Source organism: Saccharopolyspora sp. ID03-671 (assembly GCF_045278815.1).
In the GTDB taxonomy this organism is placed as follows: domain Bacteria; phylum Actinomycetota; class Actinomycetes; order Mycobacteriales; family Pseudonocardiaceae; genus Saccharopolyspora; species Saccharopolyspora ipomoeae.
The window spans coordinates 5,196,343-5,212,991 of the sequence record NZ_CP134054.1 but is presented as its reverse complement, the minus strand read 5'-3'; the positions used below and the strand labels follow the sequence as shown (position 1 = coordinate 5,212,991).

9 protein-coding genes are annotated in these 16,649 nt (G+C 71.1%); 4 read left to right on the top strand and 5 right to left on the bottom strand.

The features are described 5' to 3' along the window. Positions 1–18: 18 nt before the first annotated feature. Positions 19–840 carry a bifunctional allantoicase/(S)-ureidoglycine aminohydrolase gene (locus REH65_RS24165; protein ID WP_406689199.1) on the bottom strand — a complete coding sequence of 274 codons (822 nt, stop codon included), beginning with the start codon at positions 838–840 and terminating at the stop codon, positions 19–21. A 246-nt stretch (positions 841–1,086) separates the two neighbouring features. Here REH65_RS24165 and REH65_RS24160 point away from each other — a divergent pair, with 246 nt between their 5' ends. Beyond that, entirely contained in the window at positions 1,087–3,450 is a 2,364-nt protein-coding gene (locus tag REH65_RS24160; RefSeq protein WP_406689198.1) for an ATP-binding protein, read from the top strand. Positions 3,451–3,579: 129 nt separating this feature from the next. Next, complete coding sequence (locus tag REH65_RS24155; RefSeq protein WP_406689197.1) at positions 3,580–4,401, top strand: transglycosylase SLT domain-containing protein; 822 nt, start codon at positions 3,580–3,582, stop codon at positions 4,399–4,401. 83 nt (positions 4,402–4,484) lie between these two features. On the opposite strand, the gene REH65_RS24150 is transcribed toward REH65_RS24155, so the two are convergent. Further along, positions 4,485–5,177 carry a FadR/GntR family transcriptional regulator gene (locus REH65_RS24150; protein ID WP_406689196.1) on the bottom strand — a complete coding sequence of 231 codons (693 nt, stop codon included), beginning with the start codon at positions 5,175–5,177 and terminating at the stop codon, positions 4,485–4,487. A gap of 169 nt (positions 5,178–5,346) precedes the next feature. On the opposite strand from REH65_RS24150, the gene REH65_RS24145 reads away from it, so the two are divergent. Both REH65_RS24145 and REH65_RS24140 read left to right on the top strand, forming a co-directional pair. After that, positions 5,347–6,735 (top strand): gluconate:H+ symporter, encoded by a 1,389-nt coding sequence (locus REH65_RS24145; protein ID WP_406689195.1) that lies wholly within the window; start codon positions 5,347–5,349, stop codon positions 6,733–6,735. A gap of 271 nt (positions 6,736–7,006) precedes the next feature. Beyond that, positions 7,007–9,301, top strand: a complete 2,295-nt coding sequence (locus REH65_RS24140) for a HelD family protein (protein ID WP_406689194.1) — start codon at positions 7,007–7,009, stop codon at positions 9,299–9,301. A 252-nt stretch (positions 9,302–9,553) separates the two neighbouring features. On the opposite strand, the gene REH65_RS24135 is transcribed toward REH65_RS24140, so the two are convergent. From REH65_RS24135 to gltB, 3 genes are all read right to left on the bottom strand, one after another. Then, entirely contained in the window at positions 9,554–10,054 is a 501-nt protein-coding gene (locus REH65_RS24135) for a hypothetical protein (RefSeq protein ID WP_406689193.1), read from the bottom strand. Between the two features lie 166 nt (positions 10,055–10,220). After that, positions 10,221–11,723, bottom strand: a complete 1,503-nt coding sequence (locus REH65_RS24130) for a glutamate synthase subunit beta (RefSeq protein WP_281454667.1) — start codon at positions 11,721–11,723, stop codon at positions 10,221–10,223. Further along, positions 11,716–16,266, bottom strand: coding sequence for a glutamate synthase large subunit (gene gltB / locus REH65_RS24125; RefSeq protein ID WP_406689192.1), 4,551 nt, complete (start codon positions 16,264–16,266; stop codon positions 11,716–11,718). The genes REH65_RS24130 and gltB overlap by 8 nt, the downstream gene beginning before the upstream one ends. Positions 16,267–16,649: the final 383 nt, after the last annotated feature.

The following is a 16,649-nucleotide window of genomic DNA, read 5'->3' as shown; positions in this document are numbered from 1 at the left end:
GTCCCCGTCTCTGGGTGCTCAGGTGAGGCGGATCTGGCGGTTGACGTCTTTGTAGAGGAGGTAGCGGAAGGGGCCGGGGCCGCCTGCGTAGCAGGCTTGGGGGCAGAAGGGGCGGAGCCACATGTAGTCGCCTTCTTGGACTTCGACCCAGTCGTTGTTGAGGCGGTAGACGGCTTTGCCCTGCAGGACGTAGAGGCCGTGTTCCATGACGTGGGTTTCGGCGAAGGGGATGGTGCCGCCGGGTTCGAAGGTGACGATGTTGACGTGCATGTCGTGGGCGAGGTCGTCGGGGTCGACGAAGCGGGTGGTGGCCCAGCGGCCGTCGGTGTCGGGCATGGGGGTGGGGGTGATGTCCTGTTCGCGGGTGACGAACGAGGTGGGCGGGGTGATGCCGGGGGCGTGTTCGTAGGGTTTGCGGACCCAGTTGAAGGTGGCCGCTTCCGCGCCGGGGTTGGTCAGCGACCAGGTGGTGCCGGGGGCGAGGTAGGCGTAGCCGCCGGGTTCGAGGTCGTGGCTGACGCCGTCGATGGTGAGCCGGAGGTGTCCGGTCATGAGGAACACGACGGATTCGACGCCGGTTTCGGGTTCGGGGTTCTCGCTGCCGCCGCCGGGGGCGACCTCGACGATGTTCTGGGCGAAGGTGGTGGCGAAGCCGGTGACGGGTTTGGCCAGGATCCAGGCGCGGGTGCCGTGCCAGCCGGGGAAGTTGCTGGTGACGATGTCGCGCAGGACGCCGCGCGGGATCACGGTGTAGGCCTCGGTCACGATCGCCCGGTCGGTGAGCAGATCGGTCTGCGGCGGCAGCCCACCGGCAGGCGCGAAGTACGACGGCTCGCTCAACTCCAGCTCCCCACTCGCTTAAACATTTTGTTGAATTCACCGTCGAGCTTAGGCACCCGACGCCGATTCCGGAAGGGCTCCAGCAGACGCGCCTCGCACCCGGATCGCCACCGCGGAACCCCCGTCCGGGTGGAGTCCGCGACTACCGCCCGTCGGCTGATCTTCGAAATCCCCTCGAACGAGCGACAGCGACCCCCGAGAACAAGATCCCAGGTCAGCGGCCGATTCGCGAGCTAAGCTCGAATCGTGGTCTCCACTGCCAACGCCCGCGCGGGCGAGTCCGCGGGCAACCTCCCGGCCGACGTGACGAGCTTCGTCGGCCGGCGTCGTGAGATCACCCTCACCAAGCGGCTGTTCGCCGAGGCCCGCGTGGTCACCCTCACCGGGCCCGGCGGCGTCGGCAAGACGCGGCTGGCGGTGCGCGTCGCCAACAACATGCGCCGGTCGTTCCGGGACAAGGCGTGGTTCGTCGAGCTGGAGAACCTCGACGACGGCGCGCTGGTGCTCGACGCCGTCATCGAGCAGCTCAGCCTCGGCGGACCGTCCTCGGCGGCGAGCCTGGAGACGATCGTCGACCAGCTCAAGAACCGCGAGATGCTGCTGGTCCTGGACAACTGCGAGCACGTCATCGAGGACGTCGCGCTGCTGGTCGACGCCCTGATGCGCTGGTGCCCGGGCGTGCGCGTGCTGGCCACCAGCAGGCAGTCTCTGGGCGTGGCCGGCGAGTCCACGGTCGTCGTGCCGCCGATGCAGGTGCCCGACCCGGACCACCTGCCACCCGCCGAGGCCGTCGAGCAGTTCTCCTCGGTCCGGCTGTTCGTCGACCGCGCCAAGGCCGCCGTGCCGGAGTTCGAGGTCACCGAGGGCAACGCGGGCGCGCTGATGCGCCTGTGCCACCACCTCGACGGCAACCCGCTGGCCATCGAGCTGGCCGCGGTCCGGCTGCGGTCGCTGTCGCTGCAGCAGCTGGAGGAGCGCATCGCCGAGCGCTACGACCTGCTCACCGAGGGCCGCCGCGGCGCTCCCCCGCGCCAGCAGACGCTGCGCGCGCTGATCGACTGGAGCTACGAGCTCCTCGACGAGCGCGACCGGCGGGCCTGGGCGCGGATGTCGGTGTTCTCCGGCAGCTTCGACCTCGCCGCCGCCGAGCGCGTCGCCGGCGAGGGCAAGGGCGTGGACATCCTCACCGCCGTGCACTCGCTGGTCGACAAGTCGGTGCTGATGCGCGAGGAGGACGGCGGCGAGGTCCGCTACCGCCTGCCGCACACGCTGCGCGACTACGGCCTGGCCAAGCTCGCCGACCACGGCGAGACGGGCAAGGTCCGCCACCGGCACTGCGCGTTCTTCGCCGAGCTCGCCGAGCGGTTCGCCGCCGAGTGGATCGGGCCCGAGCAGGCGGCCTGGGTGCAGCGGCTGCGCCACGAGCAGGACAACCTGCGCGCGGCCCTGCGGTACGCCGCCGAGGGCTCGGAGACCGGCGGGACGGCGTTGCGCCTGGTCACCGACCTCTGGCAGTACTGGGGCATCCGCGGGCTCAACACCGAGGCGCGGCACTGGCTCGACGAGGTCCTCGACCACACCCCGCGCGACCTGCCGGAACGGGCGCGGGCGCTGCGGATCAGCGCCTGGTTCTCGCTGCTGCAGGGCCACCTGGACAAGGCGATGCCGAAGCTGGAGCGGGCGACCGTGCTGGCCACCCAGCGCGGCGACGAGGTCGAGCGCGCCTACCTGACGCTGCTGCACGGTCTCGTCGCGTTCTTCCAGGACGACCAGCGGCGCGGCGTCGACCTGGTCGGCGAGGCGCTGGAGAAGTTCCGCCGCACCGAGGTGCTGGCCGGTGAGCTGTGGTCGCTGCACGCGCTGGGCCTGATCAAGGGCATGGGCGACGACGCCGACGGCGGGCTGCGGCTGCTCGCGGAGTGCATCCAGCTCTCCACCGAGCACAGCGAGCTGTACTGGCGCTCCTACGCGCAGTGGGCGACCGCGCAGGTGCAGATGCGCCGGGATCGCGCCGATCGCGCGGAGAACTCGGTGAAGGAGGCGCTGCGGTTGCAGCGCGAGCTCGACAACCGGCTGGGCATCGCCTTCAGCCTGGACACCCTGGCGTGGATCGCGCACCGGCAGCAGCGCTTCGAGCGCGCGGCGCGGCTGCTGGGCACCTCGTCGGCGCTGTGGGACGCGGTCCGCTCGGCGCCGGGGTTCTGGGCGCGCTTCGCGGGCGACCACGACCAGCACCTGATGCAGATCCGCACGGCGCTGGGGCCGGAGTCGTTCGACGAGCACTACGAGCGCGGCCGGGAGATGTCGCTGGGGCACGCCGTGGACTACGCGCTGGAGATCAAGCGGCACAGCAGGCGCTCCACCGCCGAGTCCGCGGAGGACAACGTGCACCCGATGCCGCTGACCCGGCGGGAGCGGCAGATCGCCGACCTGGTCGCCGAGGGGCGCACCAACAAGGACATCGCCGAGAACCTGGTGATCGCCCAGCGGACGGTCGAGGGTCACGTGCAGAACATCCTGACCAAGCTCGACTTCACCTCCCGCGCGCAGATCGCGGGATGGGTCGCGGGGCAGCGTTCAGGTGACGGAGCCGACAGCCCGGCCCTGTAACGTTCTTGCCCACTATCACAACGGGTATCCAAAAACGTTCTTGATGGCGCCCAAATGGCTCAATCTAGGTAGTCGACCCCGTAGAAACCACCATGCAGGGTAACTCTCCGTTCCGGAGTCTGGTTCCTCGTGACCCCCGACGAGACGAAGAACCCCGACCAGATCACCCCCGACACCCCGCAGGACCGGAAGACCGGTGGGCACCGTTGGGAGAGGACGGTGCCCTTCGGCAGCCGGCTGCGCGCGACCTTCCTCGGAGAGCGCGCCGACCGCGCGCACCGCGTCGCCCCCAAGGTGCGCTCGCTGCAGGTGGGCGCCGCCGTCGCAGCGTTCGGCGTGCTCGGCGTCTTCACCGCCGCCGCAGGTGGCGACGACGTGAAGACCGAGTCCGCGCCCGTCCACCAGGCCGCCGAGATCGCCCCGCTGGTCGCCCCGGCCCCGCAGGCGCACGTCCCCGCGCCCGCACCGGCCGTCCAGCCCCAGGTCCCCGCCCCGGCAGCTGCCCCCGCTCCGGCCGCAGTCCCCGCCCCGGCGGCAGTCCCCGCCCCGGCAGCGCAGCCCGCCCCCGCTGCGGTGCCGGAGGAGAAGCCGAAGGACCAGATCGACGCCTGGATCAAGGAAGCCGTCAAGGTCATGGAGGCCAACGGCGTCTCGCGCGACCAGATCGACCAGGAAGCCATCCGGACGATCATCATGAAGGAGTCGAACGGCAACCCCAGCGCCACCAACAACTGGGACTCCAACGCCGCGGCCGGCACCCCGTCGATCGGTCTGATGCAGACCATCGAGCCGACCTTCGAGTCCTTCGCGCTGCCTGGTCACCAGGACATCTACAACCCGGTCGACAACATCATCGCCGCCACCCGCTACTCGATCGACCGCTACGGCTCGCTCTCCGAGGTGCCGGGCATCGCGGGCCTGCGCTCCGGCGGCAGCTACCAGGGCTACTGATCCCACCCCGACGAGGGAAAACCCCGCAGTTGAATCCCCCGCGGCCCCTCCCCCGAGGCCGCGGGGGATTCTCTTGCGCGGGCTCAGGAATCGAGGCCGGAGAGAGTGCCTTCCAGGGCTTCGGCGACGAGCTCGCGCATGGCCCACTCGGCGCGGACGCGGTCGCTCGCGCGGATGCACTCGGCGATCTCGCAGTGCAGCCGGACCGCGACCGGGCGCGGGTGTACCGGCATCAGGCCGTGCCCGGCGCGCCAGCGCAGCAGCTCCTCGACGACCTCGTGGAGCTGGGCGAACATCTCGTTGCCGGAGGCGGTCAGGATCAGCCGGTGGAACTCGACGTCGGCGTCCATGAACGCGTCCAGGTCGCCGGCGCGCGAGGTCGCCACCATCCGCTCGGACAGCGCGACCAGCCGGGCGACGTGGTCGTCGGCGGCGCGGTCGGCGGCGACCGCGGCGGCCACCGGCTCGACCGCGGTGCGCAGCTCGGCGAGGGTCTTGAGCTCGCCGGCGCGGTCGGCGGCCAGCCGCCAGCGGATCAGCATCGGGTCGAAGCTGTTCCACTCCTCGCGCGGCCGGACCACGATCCCGACCCGCTTGCGCCCCACGACGAGCCGGATCGAGGCGAGCGTGCGGACGACCTCGCGGGCGACGCTGCGCGAGATCCCGAACCGGTCCTCCAGCTCATCGATGCGCAGCACGTTGCCGGGCGCGTGGGTGCCCTCGGCGATCTCCTGGCCGAGCACTTCCAGCACCTTGCCGTGCAACCCGCCGCCCATCCGCACACGCTCCTTCGCCGGTGAAAAACGCGTTCGATCGATTCCCGAGAGTAGGGCCAGAACCCGGGTGACGGGTGTAACAGTCATACTTAATCGGTCAGGATGACCAAAAAGTATGACTTAATGCTTAGGCTGTGGCGCGCACCAGCTGCTCAACGAGGAGCCCCTCATGCTTTCCAGCCTCTCCGTCCCGCTCGCCCAGGCCGCGACCTGGACCGCGCAGGACACGCGCCTGCTGAGCGCAGCCGTCGCGGGCATCGCCGTGATCGTGCTGCTGATCAGCTGGGCGAAGCTGCACCCCTTCCTGTCGCTGGCGCTCGGCGCGACCACGCTCGGCGTGGTGGCCGGGATGCCCTTCGCCGACCTGGTGGACACCTTCACCGAAGGCCTCGGCAAGACCGTCGGCGACGTCGGCCTGCTCGTCGCGCTCGGCGCGATGCTCGGCAAGCTGCTCACCGACAGCGGCGGCGCCGACCAGGTCGTCGAGACCGTCATGCGCCGCACCACCAGCAAGACCCTGCCGTGGGCGATGGTGTTCATCGCCGCGCTGCTGGGCCTGCCGATGTTCTTCGAGGTCGGCGTCGTCCTGCTGGTCCCGGTCGTGGTCATGGTCGCCGCCCGGACCGAGCAGCCGATGCTGCGGGTCGGCATCCCGGCCCTGGCCGGTCTGTCGATCCTGCACGGTCTCGTCCCGCCGCACCCCGGCCCGCTGGCCGCCGTCGACGCGCTGCACGTCGACCTCGGCCTGACGCTGGCGCTGGGCATCGTCGTCGCGATCCCGACCGCGATCGTGGCCGGCCCGGTGTTGGGGTCGTTCATCGCCAAGCGCGTCGACCTGCCGCCGGCCACCCACCTGCTGGGCTCGACGCCCGCGCGGGAGGAGCAGCAGCACCGGCCGAGCTTCGTGGCCGCCGTGGCGATGCTGCTGCTGCCGGTCGTGCTGATGCTGTGCAAGTCGGTCGCCGACCTGACGCTGACCGAGGACACGCTCGGTTACACGATCCTCGACACCGTCGGCACGCCGGTCGTGGCGATGATGCTGACCGTGCTGATCGCCATCGTGGTGCTCGGCCGCGGCGCCCGGTTCTCCCGCGACCGGCTCTCCGACGTCGTCGGCGGGTCGCTGCCCGCGATCGCCGGGATCATCCTCATCGTCGGCGCCGGCGGCGGTTTCAAGCAGACGCTGGTCGACTCGGGCGTCAACGACGTGATCACCGACCTGGCCGCCGGGGCGAGCCTGTCGCCGCTGGTGCTGGGCTGGCTGATCGCGGTCGGCATCCGCGTCGCGACGGGTTCGGCGACGGTGGCCACGATCTCGGCCGCCGGCATGGTCGCCCCGCTGGTCATGGGCCTGCCGCCCACCCAGGGCGCCCTGGTCGCCCTCGCGATCGGCTCCGGCTCGCTGTTCCTGTCGCACGTCAACGACGCCGGCTTCTGGCTGGTCAAGGAGTACTTCGGCATGACGGTCGGCCAGACCCTCAAGACCTGGTCGGCCATGGAGACGATCCTCTCCGTCGTCTCCTTCGCCGTCATCCTCCTCCTCTCCGCCGTCGTCTAGGCACCCCAGCGAAGAACCCCCGGGCCGCACCGGACCCGGGGGTTCTTCCCTGCCGTCACCCCACCCTCGCCCCGGGTGACCGGATCTCAACGGAAGTCGGGAACCCCATTCCCATTGAAATCGGGTGCCCGGTTTCCATTGGAATCGCGTCCGGCACCGGACGGGCCGCTCCTGGGCGCGAGCCGGACCCCGACTTCGGGGGCGCGGTATATTGGCTGGTCGGGCCTTGGGGGTCCGGTTGTTCTGTCCGCGCCTGGTTTGAGGTGGCTCATTGTCCGACGCCCGAGTTGATCGGGAAGCCGTCCGCGCCGAGGAGATCGCGGCCGAGCAGCGCTACCTGAACGTGCTGTACGGCAAGCTCGACGATCTCCGAGCGGAGACCACCCAGCGGCTCAAGGCCACGCTGCGCGACAGCGGAGGACCACCGCAGGCGCGCACCGAGCGCGACATCTCCACCCGCATGTACACCGACAAGCTGACCCAGCTCAGCGCCGTCGAGCACGGCATGTGCTTCGGCCGCCTGGACCTCGACAGCGGCGAGACCTTCCGCGTCGGCCGTCTCGGCCTCTTCGACGAGGACAACGAGTACGAACCGCTGCTGCTGGACTGGCGCGCCCCGGCCGCGCGGCCGTTCTACCTGGCCACGGCCGCCGCGCGGGACGGCGTGCACCGCCGCAGGCACCTCAAGACCAGCTGGCGCAAGGTCCTGGACTACGAGGACGAGGTCCTCGACCTGGACGCCGCCGAGCAGGGCAGCGACCTGGGCCTTGCCGGTGAGGCGACCCTGCTGGCGCGGCTGGACGCCCGGCGGACCGGGCAGATGCAGGACATCGTCTCCACGATCCAGGCCGAGCAGGACCGCATCATCCGCGCGGGCATGAACGGCGTGCTGGTCGTGCAGGGCGGCCCCGGCACCGGCAAGACCGCCGTGGCGCTGCACCGCGCGGCCTACCTGCTCTACACGTTCCGCGAGCAGCTGTCCAAGCGCGGCGTGCTCGTCGTCGGCCCGAACCCGACGTTCCTGCACTACATCGGCCAGGTGCTGCCGTCGCTGGGCGAGACCGGCGTGCTTCTGTCCACTGTGGGCGGTCTGTACCCCGGGATCACCGCCACCGCGGTCGAATCCGCGCGCACCGCCGAGATCAAGGGCCGGGCGGGCATGACCGACGTGCTCACCGCCGCGGTCCGCGACCGGCAGCAGGTGCCGCGCGACCACGTCGAGGTCACCTTCGACCGCGAACCGCTGTTCCTCAAGCGCAAGGACGCCACCGCCGCGCGCACCCGGGCGCGCCGCACGCGCCGCCCGCACAACCTGGCCCGCCGGGTGTTCCAGGACGAGATGTACCGGTCGCTGACGCTGCAGGTCGGCGAGCGGCTGGGCCTGGACCTGCTGGACCGCCGCGACCTCGACGAGATCAACGCCGAGCTGCGCGCCGACCCGGCGGTGAGCACCGCGCTCGACGCCCTGTGGCCGGAGATGACCCCGCAGCGGTTGCTGGACGAGCTGCTGAGCTCACCGGAGCGCCTGGCCACCGCCACCGCCAAGGTCCTCGGCGCCGACGAGCGCGATGCGCTGCTGCGCGGGGCGGGCGAGCCGTGGACGCCCGCCGACGTGCCGCTGCTGGACGAGCTCGCCGAGCTGCTCGGCGAGGACGACGCGGCCGCGCGCGCCGAGCAGGAGCGCCAGGAGCGCGAGGAACTCGCCTACGCCCAGGGCGTGCTGCACATCATGGAGCAGGACGAGGAGATCGCCGACGAGGAGCGGCTGCGGGTCTCCGACGTCCTCGACGCGGAGCTGCTGGCCGAGCGGTTCCGCACCCGCAGCGACCTGTCGGCCGCCGAGCGGGCGGCCGAGGACCGCACCTGGACGTTCGGTCACGTCATCGTCGACGAGGCCCAGGAGCTCTCCGAGATGGCGTGGCGGGTGCTGATGCGGCGCTGCCCGAGCCGGTCGATGACGCTGGTCGGCGACGTGGCGCAGACGGGTGCGCTGAGCGGTACGAGCTCGTGGGACGAGGTGCTCAGCCCGTACGTGCAGGACCGCTGGAAGCTGGCGGAGCTGACGGTGAACTACCGGACCCCGGCGGAGATCATGGACGTCGCCGCCGAGGTCCTGTCCGACATGGACACCGAGCTGGAGCCGCCGCAGTCGGTGCGCACCACCGGGAACCCGCCGTGGTCGCAGCAGATCGCGCCCGAGGACCTGGTTTCCGAGCTCCCCCAGGTGGTTTCGGAGGAGCTGGCGGAGGTCGCGGACGGTCGCCTGGCGGTGCTGATGCCGCCGGAGCTGCTGGCCGAGATCGGGTCGCGGCTGGCGGAGTCGCTGCCGGAGGCGGTGGTCGGCACCCGGCCCGACGACCTGGAGTCGCCGGTGGTGCTGCTGACGGTGGACGAGGCCAAGGGCCTGGAGTTCGACGTGGTGCTGCTGGTGCGGCCGGAGGTCGTGGCCGAGGAGTCCGACCGCGGCCTCAACGACCTCTACGTGGCGCTGACCCGCGCCACCCAACGCCTCGGCATCGTCCACACCGACGACCTGCCCCCGAGCCTCGCCCGCTCCTTCGAGTAACCCTCGACGGAGCGAAGTCACAACCCTGACGAATCCCCTCCCTGCCGAGGCCGCAGGAACAACGAGGGCTCCCCCTCGAAATCCCCGAAAACCCCCACACCTCACGTCCAGAACCCGGATTACTCCCGTAAACCGTGAACGGAACACGGCCGTAATGCGGTCACGACCACGGGACCGACACCCGCCCGGGGACGGGGACCGGAACACGGCCGTAATCGGGTCCCGGACCGTGGGGGTTCCGGCGAGTGATCTTCAGCGGAGGACGGGTGCCGCGTACTGGCGCAGCACCTGGGTGATCTGGTCGTCCGACTCGCGGAGGTCGGCGGTGTCGATGAGCCGGTAGCCGGTCCAGCCGTCGTTCTGGATCATCCAGTTCTGCGGCACTCCCGGGTTCAGGCCGCCGTGCGGCCACACCGTCAGGTAGGTGGAGCGCTGCTTCGCGTCACCGGGCTTGGGCAGCGTGGTCACCGAGACCCCGGCGACGTGCTGCCAGCCCAGCGCGACCTTCACGCGCTTGGCCGGGTGCTCGATCAGGATGCCGCGCTCGTCGATCCGCACCACCATCCGGCGCAGGGCGTTGATCAGCAGGACCAGCCCGGCGATGGCGCCGATCGGCGCCAGGAAGAAGATGCCGTGGATCCGCACGCCCGATCCGCCGGTCAGGCCGCCGACGAGCATGACGGTCCCGAGCACGCCGAGCCCGATCAGGATCAGGGGCGCCAGAAGAGCACCCCGGGTCTTGTGGAAGTCCACGCGTTCCCTCCCCATCCATTGTGGACGTTCGAAGGGCCATCTCCGGCCCGGGGAGGAATGCTAGAGATCAACTACCGGCCGCGCGGGCGGTTTCGCGTGAACCGGATCACGAAAGCGCTGCGGGGTGGGGCGTTTCGCGCGAAACGCCCCACCCCGCAGCGGGAGATCAGACCGCCAGCGGGAGGGCGGTCGGGTGGACCGGGTTGGGGAGTTCCGAGGTGCCCATGAGGTGGGCGTCGACGGCGTGGGCGACCGAGCGGCCCTCGGCGATGGCCCAGACGACCAGCGAGGCGCCGCGGTGGGCGTCTCCGCAGACGAACACGCCCGGGGCGGTGGTCTCCCAGTTCGAACCGGAACCGATGGTGCCGCGGCGGGTGAGCTCGATGCCCAGGCCGCCCAGCAGCGGCATGTGCTCGACGCCCTCGAACCCGATCGCCAGCAGCGCCAGGTCGCAGGGCAGCTCCTCGACCTCGTCGGAGACCGGAACCACCTGGCGGCGCCCGTTCTCGTCGCGGCGGACCTGCACGTGGCGCAGCCGCACCGCGCGCACGTTGCCGTCCTCGTCGCCCACGAACGACTCGATCGCCACCGCGAACTTCCGCTCACCGGCCTCCTGGTGCGCCGGGTAGGTGCGCAGGATGTAGGGCCAGGTCGGCCACGGCGAGATGTCGTCGTCGCGCTCGGTCGGCGGCTGCGGGTAGTTGTCCAGCTGCGTCACCGACAGCGCGCCCTGCCGGGTCGCGGTGCCGTAGCAGTCGGCGCCGGTGTCGCCGCCGCCGAGGATGATGACGTGCTTGCCCTCGGCCGAGATCGGCGACGGGCCGTCGCCCTCGACCTCCTTGTTGGCGGGCACCAGGTGCTCCATCGCCAGGTGCACGCCGCCGAGCTCGCGGCCCGGGATGGTGGTGTCGTCGCGGCCGCGCAGCGCGCCCACCGCCAGCACCACCGCGTCGTAGCCGGCGCGCAGGTCCTCGACGGTGAGGTCCGAGCCGACCTCGCAGCCGGTGATGAACTTCGTGCCCTCGTCGCGCATCTGCGCCAGACGCCGGTCCAGGACGGACTTCTCCATCTTGAACTCGGGGATCCCGTAGCGCAGCAGGCCGCCGATGCGGTCGTCGCGCTCGTAGACGGTCACCTCGTGGCCCGCGCGGGTGAGCTGCTGGGCGGCGGCCAGCCCGGCCGGGCCCGAGCCGACGACGGCGACGCGCTTGCCGGTGTGCTCCTCCGGCGTGCGCGGCGAGACGTAGTCGTTCTCCCAGCTGACCTCGGCGATGGTCTCCTCGACCCGCTTGATTGCCACCGCTCCCCCGGCCTCCGGCGAGATCGCCAGCACGCAGCCGGCCTCGCACGGCGCCGGGCACAGCTTGCCGGTGAACTCCGGGAAGTTGTTGGTGGCGTGCAGCCGGTCGCTGGCCGCCTCCCACTGGCCGCGGCGGACCATGTTGTTCCACTCCGGGATCAGGTTGCCCAGCGGGCAACCCGACGAACCCGAGTGGCAGAACGGGATTCCGCAGTCCATGCAGCGCGCGGCCTGGGTGGAGACCTGCTCGTTGCGGTCCTCCGCGGACAGCGCCGCGTAGACCTCGTGCCAGTCGCCCAGCCGGTCGTCGACGGGACGCTTGGGGGCCTCGGCCCGCGCGTACTTCAGAAAGCCCTTGGGGTCAGCCACGGGAAGCCTCCATGATCGCCTCGTTCACGTCCCGGCCCTCGATCTTGGCCATCCGCGTTGCGTCCAGGACCCGCTGGAAGTCGCGCGGCATCACCTTGGTGAACGCCGCCGAACGCCGCGGCCAGTCGCCCAGCAGCGACGCGGCCACCGCCGACCCGGTCAGCTCGTGGTGCCGCTGCACGACCTCGTGCAGCCACTTCAGCTCCTTGGCGCCGCACGGCTTGAGGTCGACCATCGCCGTGTTCACCCGCACCGGGTCCAGGTCCAGCACGTAGGCGATGCCGCCGGACATGCCCGCGCCGACGTTGCGGCCGGTACCGCCGAGCACGATCGCCCGGCCGCCGGTCATGTACTCGAAGGCGTGGTCACCGACGCCCTCGCAGACCAGCTGCGCGCCGGAGTTGCGGACGGCGAAGCGCTCGCCGACCTGACCGCGCAGGTAGATCTCACCGCTGGTCGCGCCGTAGCCGATCACGTTGCCCGCGATGACCTGGTCCTCGGCGCGGAACGTCGAGGCCGGGTCGGGGCGCACCACGATCCGGCCGCCGGACAGGCCCTTGCCGACGTAGTCGTTGGTGTCGCCGACCATGTCGAGCGTGATGCCGCTGGGCAGGAACGCGCCCAGCGACTGACCGGCCGAGCCCTCCAGCTCCACGTGGATCGTGTCGTCGGGCAGACCGTCCCCGCCGTAGCGGCGCGAGACCTCCGCGCCCAGCAGCGTGCCGACGGTGCGGTTGACGTTGCGCACCGGCAGCCGCAGCGTCACCGGGCGGGCGTCCTCCAGCGCCGCCTCGGCGAGCTGGATGAGCGTGCGGTCCAGGGCCTGGTCGAGGCCGTGGTCCTGCTCCCGCACCCGGCGGCGCACCGTCGAGTACGGCGTCCGCGGCTCGGCGAACACCGGCTCCAGGTCCAGGCCGCGGGACTTCCAGTGCTGCACGGCCTTGTCGCGCTTGAGCGCCGAGACCTGGCCGATCGCCTCGTCCAGCGTCCGGAACCCCAGCTGCGCCAGGTACTCCCGCACCTCCTGGGCGACGAACTCGAAGAAGTTCACCACGTGCTCGACCTGGCCGGTGAACCGCTTGCGCAGGTCCGGGTTCTGGGTCGCGACGCCGACCGGGCAGGTGTCGAGGTGGCAGACGCGCATCATCACGCAGCCCTCGACGACCAGCGGAGCGGTGGCGAAGCCGTACTCCTCGGCGCCCAGCAGCGCGGCCACCACGACGTCGCGGCCGGTCTTGAAGCCGCCGTCGCACTGCACGGTGATCCGGTCGCGCAGGCCGTTGAGCAGCAGCGTCTGCTGCGTCTCGGCCAGCCCCACCTCCCACGGCGTGCCCGCGTGCTTGAGCGAGGTCAGCGGCGCGGCACCGGTGCCGCCGTCGTGACCGGAGATGAGCACGACGTCGGCGTGGGCCTTGGACACGCCCGCCGCGACCGTGCCGACGCCGACCTCGCTGACCAGCTTGACGTGCACGCGGGCCTGCTCGTTGGCGTTCTTCAGGTCGTGGATGAGCTGCGCGAGGTCCTCGATCGAGTAGATGTCGTGGTGCGGCGGCGGCGAGATCAGCCCGACGCCGGGCGTCGAGTGCCGGGTCTTGGCGATCCACGGGTACACCTTGTGCGCGGGCAGCTGGCCGCCCTCACCGGGCTTGGCGCCCTGCGCCATCTTGATCTGGATGTCGCTGGCGTTGACCAGGTATTCGCTGGTCACGCCGAAGCGGCCGGAGGCGACCTGCTTGACCGCCGAGCGGCGCTCCGGGTCGTAGAGCCGGTCGACGTCCTCGCCGCCCTCACCGGAGTTGGACTTGCCGCCGATCCGGTTCATCGCGATCGCCAGCACCTCGTGGGCCTCGGCGGAGATCGCGCCGTAGCTCATCGCGCCGGTGGAGAACCGCTTCATGATCTCCGAGATCGGCTCGACCTCGTCGATGTCGATCGGGTCGCGCCCGCTGTCGAGCTCGAACAGCCCGCGCAGCGTGCCGCCCTCGGCCGACAGCCGGTCGCACTCGGCGGTGTACTCGCGGTACTTGTCGTACCGGCCGGTCTTGGTCGAGTGCTGCAGCAGGAACACCGTTTCCGGCGTGAACAGGTGCAGCTCGCCCTCGCGGCGGTAGGAGTAGTCGCCGCCGACCTCCAGCTTGCGGTGCACCCGCTCGGTCGGGTTGTCCGGGTAGGCGCGGCGGTGCCGCTGCGCGACCTCCTCGGCGAGCTCGTCGAGGCCGACGCCGCCGAGCTTGGAGGTGGTGCCCTGGAAGTAGGCGTCGACGACGTCCTGCGAGAGCCCGACGGCCTCGAAGACCTGCGCGGCGGTGTAGGCGCCGACGGTGGAGATGCCCATCTTCGACATCACCTTGAGCACGCCCTTGACCAGCGCCTGCACGTAGTTCCGGACGGCGATCTTGGGCCGCACGCCGGAGATCTGGCCGGTCGAGATCATGTCCTCGATGGCCTCGAACGCCAGGTACGGGTTGACCGCCGCGGCGCCGTAGCCCAGCAGGGCCGCGACGTGGTGCACCTCGCGGGCGTCACCGGACTCCACGACCAGCGCGACGCGCAGCCGCTCCTTGGTGCCGATGAGGTACTGGTGCACCGCCGAGGTCAGCAGCAGCGACGGGATCGGCGCCATCTCGTGGTTCGAGTCGCGGTCGGAGAGCACCAGCACGCGCGCGCCCTGGGCGATGGCCTCGGAGGCCTCGCGCTGGACCCGCTCGATCGCCTCGGCCAGAGCCGGACCACCACCGTCCACTTCGTACAGGCCGGAGAGCACCGCCGAGGAGAACCCGGGCAGGTCGCCGTCGTCGTTGATGTGGATGAGCTTGGCCAGCTCGTCGTTGTCGATCACCGGGTTGGGCAGCACGATGTGCCGGCACGACGCCGGCGACGGCGTGAGCAGGTTCTGCTCCGGGCCCATGATCCGGGCGACAGAGGTGACGATCTCCTCGCGGATCGCGTCCAGCGGCGGGTTCGTGACCTGCGCGAACTGCTGCACGAAGTAGTCGTAGAGCATCCGCGAGCGCTGCGAGAGCGGCGCGGGCGGGGTGTCGGCGCCCATCGAGCCCAGCGGCTCGGCGCCGCCGGTGGCCATCGGCGCGAGCAGCAGCGCCAGCTCCTCCTCGGTGTAGCCGAACGACAGCTCGCGGCGCACCACCGACTCGTGGGTGCTGACCACGTGCTCGCGGTCGGCGAGCTCGTCGAGGTTGAGCAGACCGGCGTGCAGCCACTCGTCGTAGGCGTGCTCGGCGGCCAGCCCCGACTTGAACTCCTCGTCGTCGAGGATCCGGCCCTGCTCGGTGTCCACCAGGAACATCCGGCCGGGCTGCAGGCGGCCCTTGGCCACCACCTCGGACGGGTCGAGGCCCAGCACACCGGACTCGCTGGCCAGCACCACGCGGTCGTCGGCGGTCCGCCACCAGCGGGCCGGGCGCAGACCGTTGCGGTCCAGCACCGCGCCGACCAGCGCGCCGTCGGTGAAGGTGACGCAGGCCGGGCCGTCCCACGGCTCCATCAGGCTCGCGTGGAACTGGTAGAAGGCCTTGCGCTTCGGGTCCATCTCGGCGTGGTTCTCCCACGCCTCGGGCACCATCATCAGCACCGCGTGCGGCAGCGACCGGCCGCCCAGGTGCAGCAGCTCCAGCACCTCGTCGAACGACGCCGAGTCCGAGCCGTCGTCGGCGCAGATCGGGTACAGGCGGGACAGATCGCCCGGGATGAGGTCGGAGGCCAGCAGCGCCTCGCGGGACCGCATCCGGTTGCGGTTGCCGCGAATCGTGTTGATCTCACCGTTGTGCGCGACGTAGCGGAACGGGTGCGCCAGCGGCCACGACGGGAACGTGTTGGTCGAGAACCGGCTGTGCACCACGGCGATCGCGCTGGCGATCCGCTCGTCGGTGAGGTCCGGGAAGAACGCGGGCAGCTGCGCGGTGGTCAGCATTCCCTTGTAGACGAAGGTGCGACCCGACAGCGACGGGAAGTACAGCTCGGAGCCCTCCCGCGCGGCCTCGCGCTCGGCGCGCTTGCGCAGGCAGAAGGCCAGCCGGTCCAGCGCCAGGCCGGACTCGCCGCCGTTGCCCGCGACCATCAGCGTCGCGAAGTGCGGCATGCAGCCGCGGGCCGTGGTGCCCACGTTCGCAGCGTCCGGCGTGGTGGGCACGTCGCGCCAGCCCAGGACGGTGAGGTCCTCCTCGGCGGCGATGCGCTCGACCAGCGCCACGACGCGCTCGCGCTCGGCGGCGTCGGCGGGCAGGAAGGCCATGCCCGCCGCGTAGCGGCTCTCGCCGTCGGCGGTGGGCTCGGGGAGGGACACGCCCGCGGTGGCGCGCAGCAGGGCGTCGGGCAGCTGCAGCAGGATGCCCGCGCCGTCGCCGCTGGTGGGCTCGGCGCCGGCGGCGCCGCGATGCTCCAGGTTCGCCAGGGCGGTCAGCGCGTCCGCGACGATTCCATGCGAACGCCGACCTCGAACGTCGGCGACCATGGCCACGCCGCAGGAATCCTGCTCGGCGGCCGGGTCGTACAGGCCCTGGGCCGCTGGGATCGCGGAGAAGACCACTGCAGACCTCCCTCGTCATGCTCGTGCTTGGAAGTCGGTGGTCGGCCGTTGACCTGACTTCTACGACTTCTGGGCACGGGACGGCATTGGCCCGCAGATAAAAGATCCGGTTGTGCCGTGGAAGATTTCGGGCGCGCTCGCCCGTTCGCTGTAACCGGAGCGTTTAGCAGACTTTAACAGCCAGGATACCCGGAAGCAGCAAGCCAAACGTGATGCTGACCATCTTGTTGTCACGCCACTCGCTGGGTACGCGCCCGCGATTCGGCTGGTTCAGCCCACCACGCGCACGAGCACGGCCGGTGTGGCGGCTGACCACATCGCACGGCCCCGATCCGACCGGCCCGCGGCTCGCGCAGGCGAACCGCACGTCGGCGGACACGGTC

Excerpts from the sequence above, each read along its gene's own strand:
- REH65_RS24150 (WP_406689196.1), bottom strand. The coding sequence starts at position 5,177 with ATGGGCGGCGGGTTGCACGGCAAGGTGCTGGAAGTGCTCGGCCAGGAG.
- REH65_RS24145 (WP_406689195.1), top strand. The coding sequence starts at position 5,347 with ATGCTTTCCAGCCTCTCCGTCCCGCTCGCCCAGGCCGCGACCTGGACC.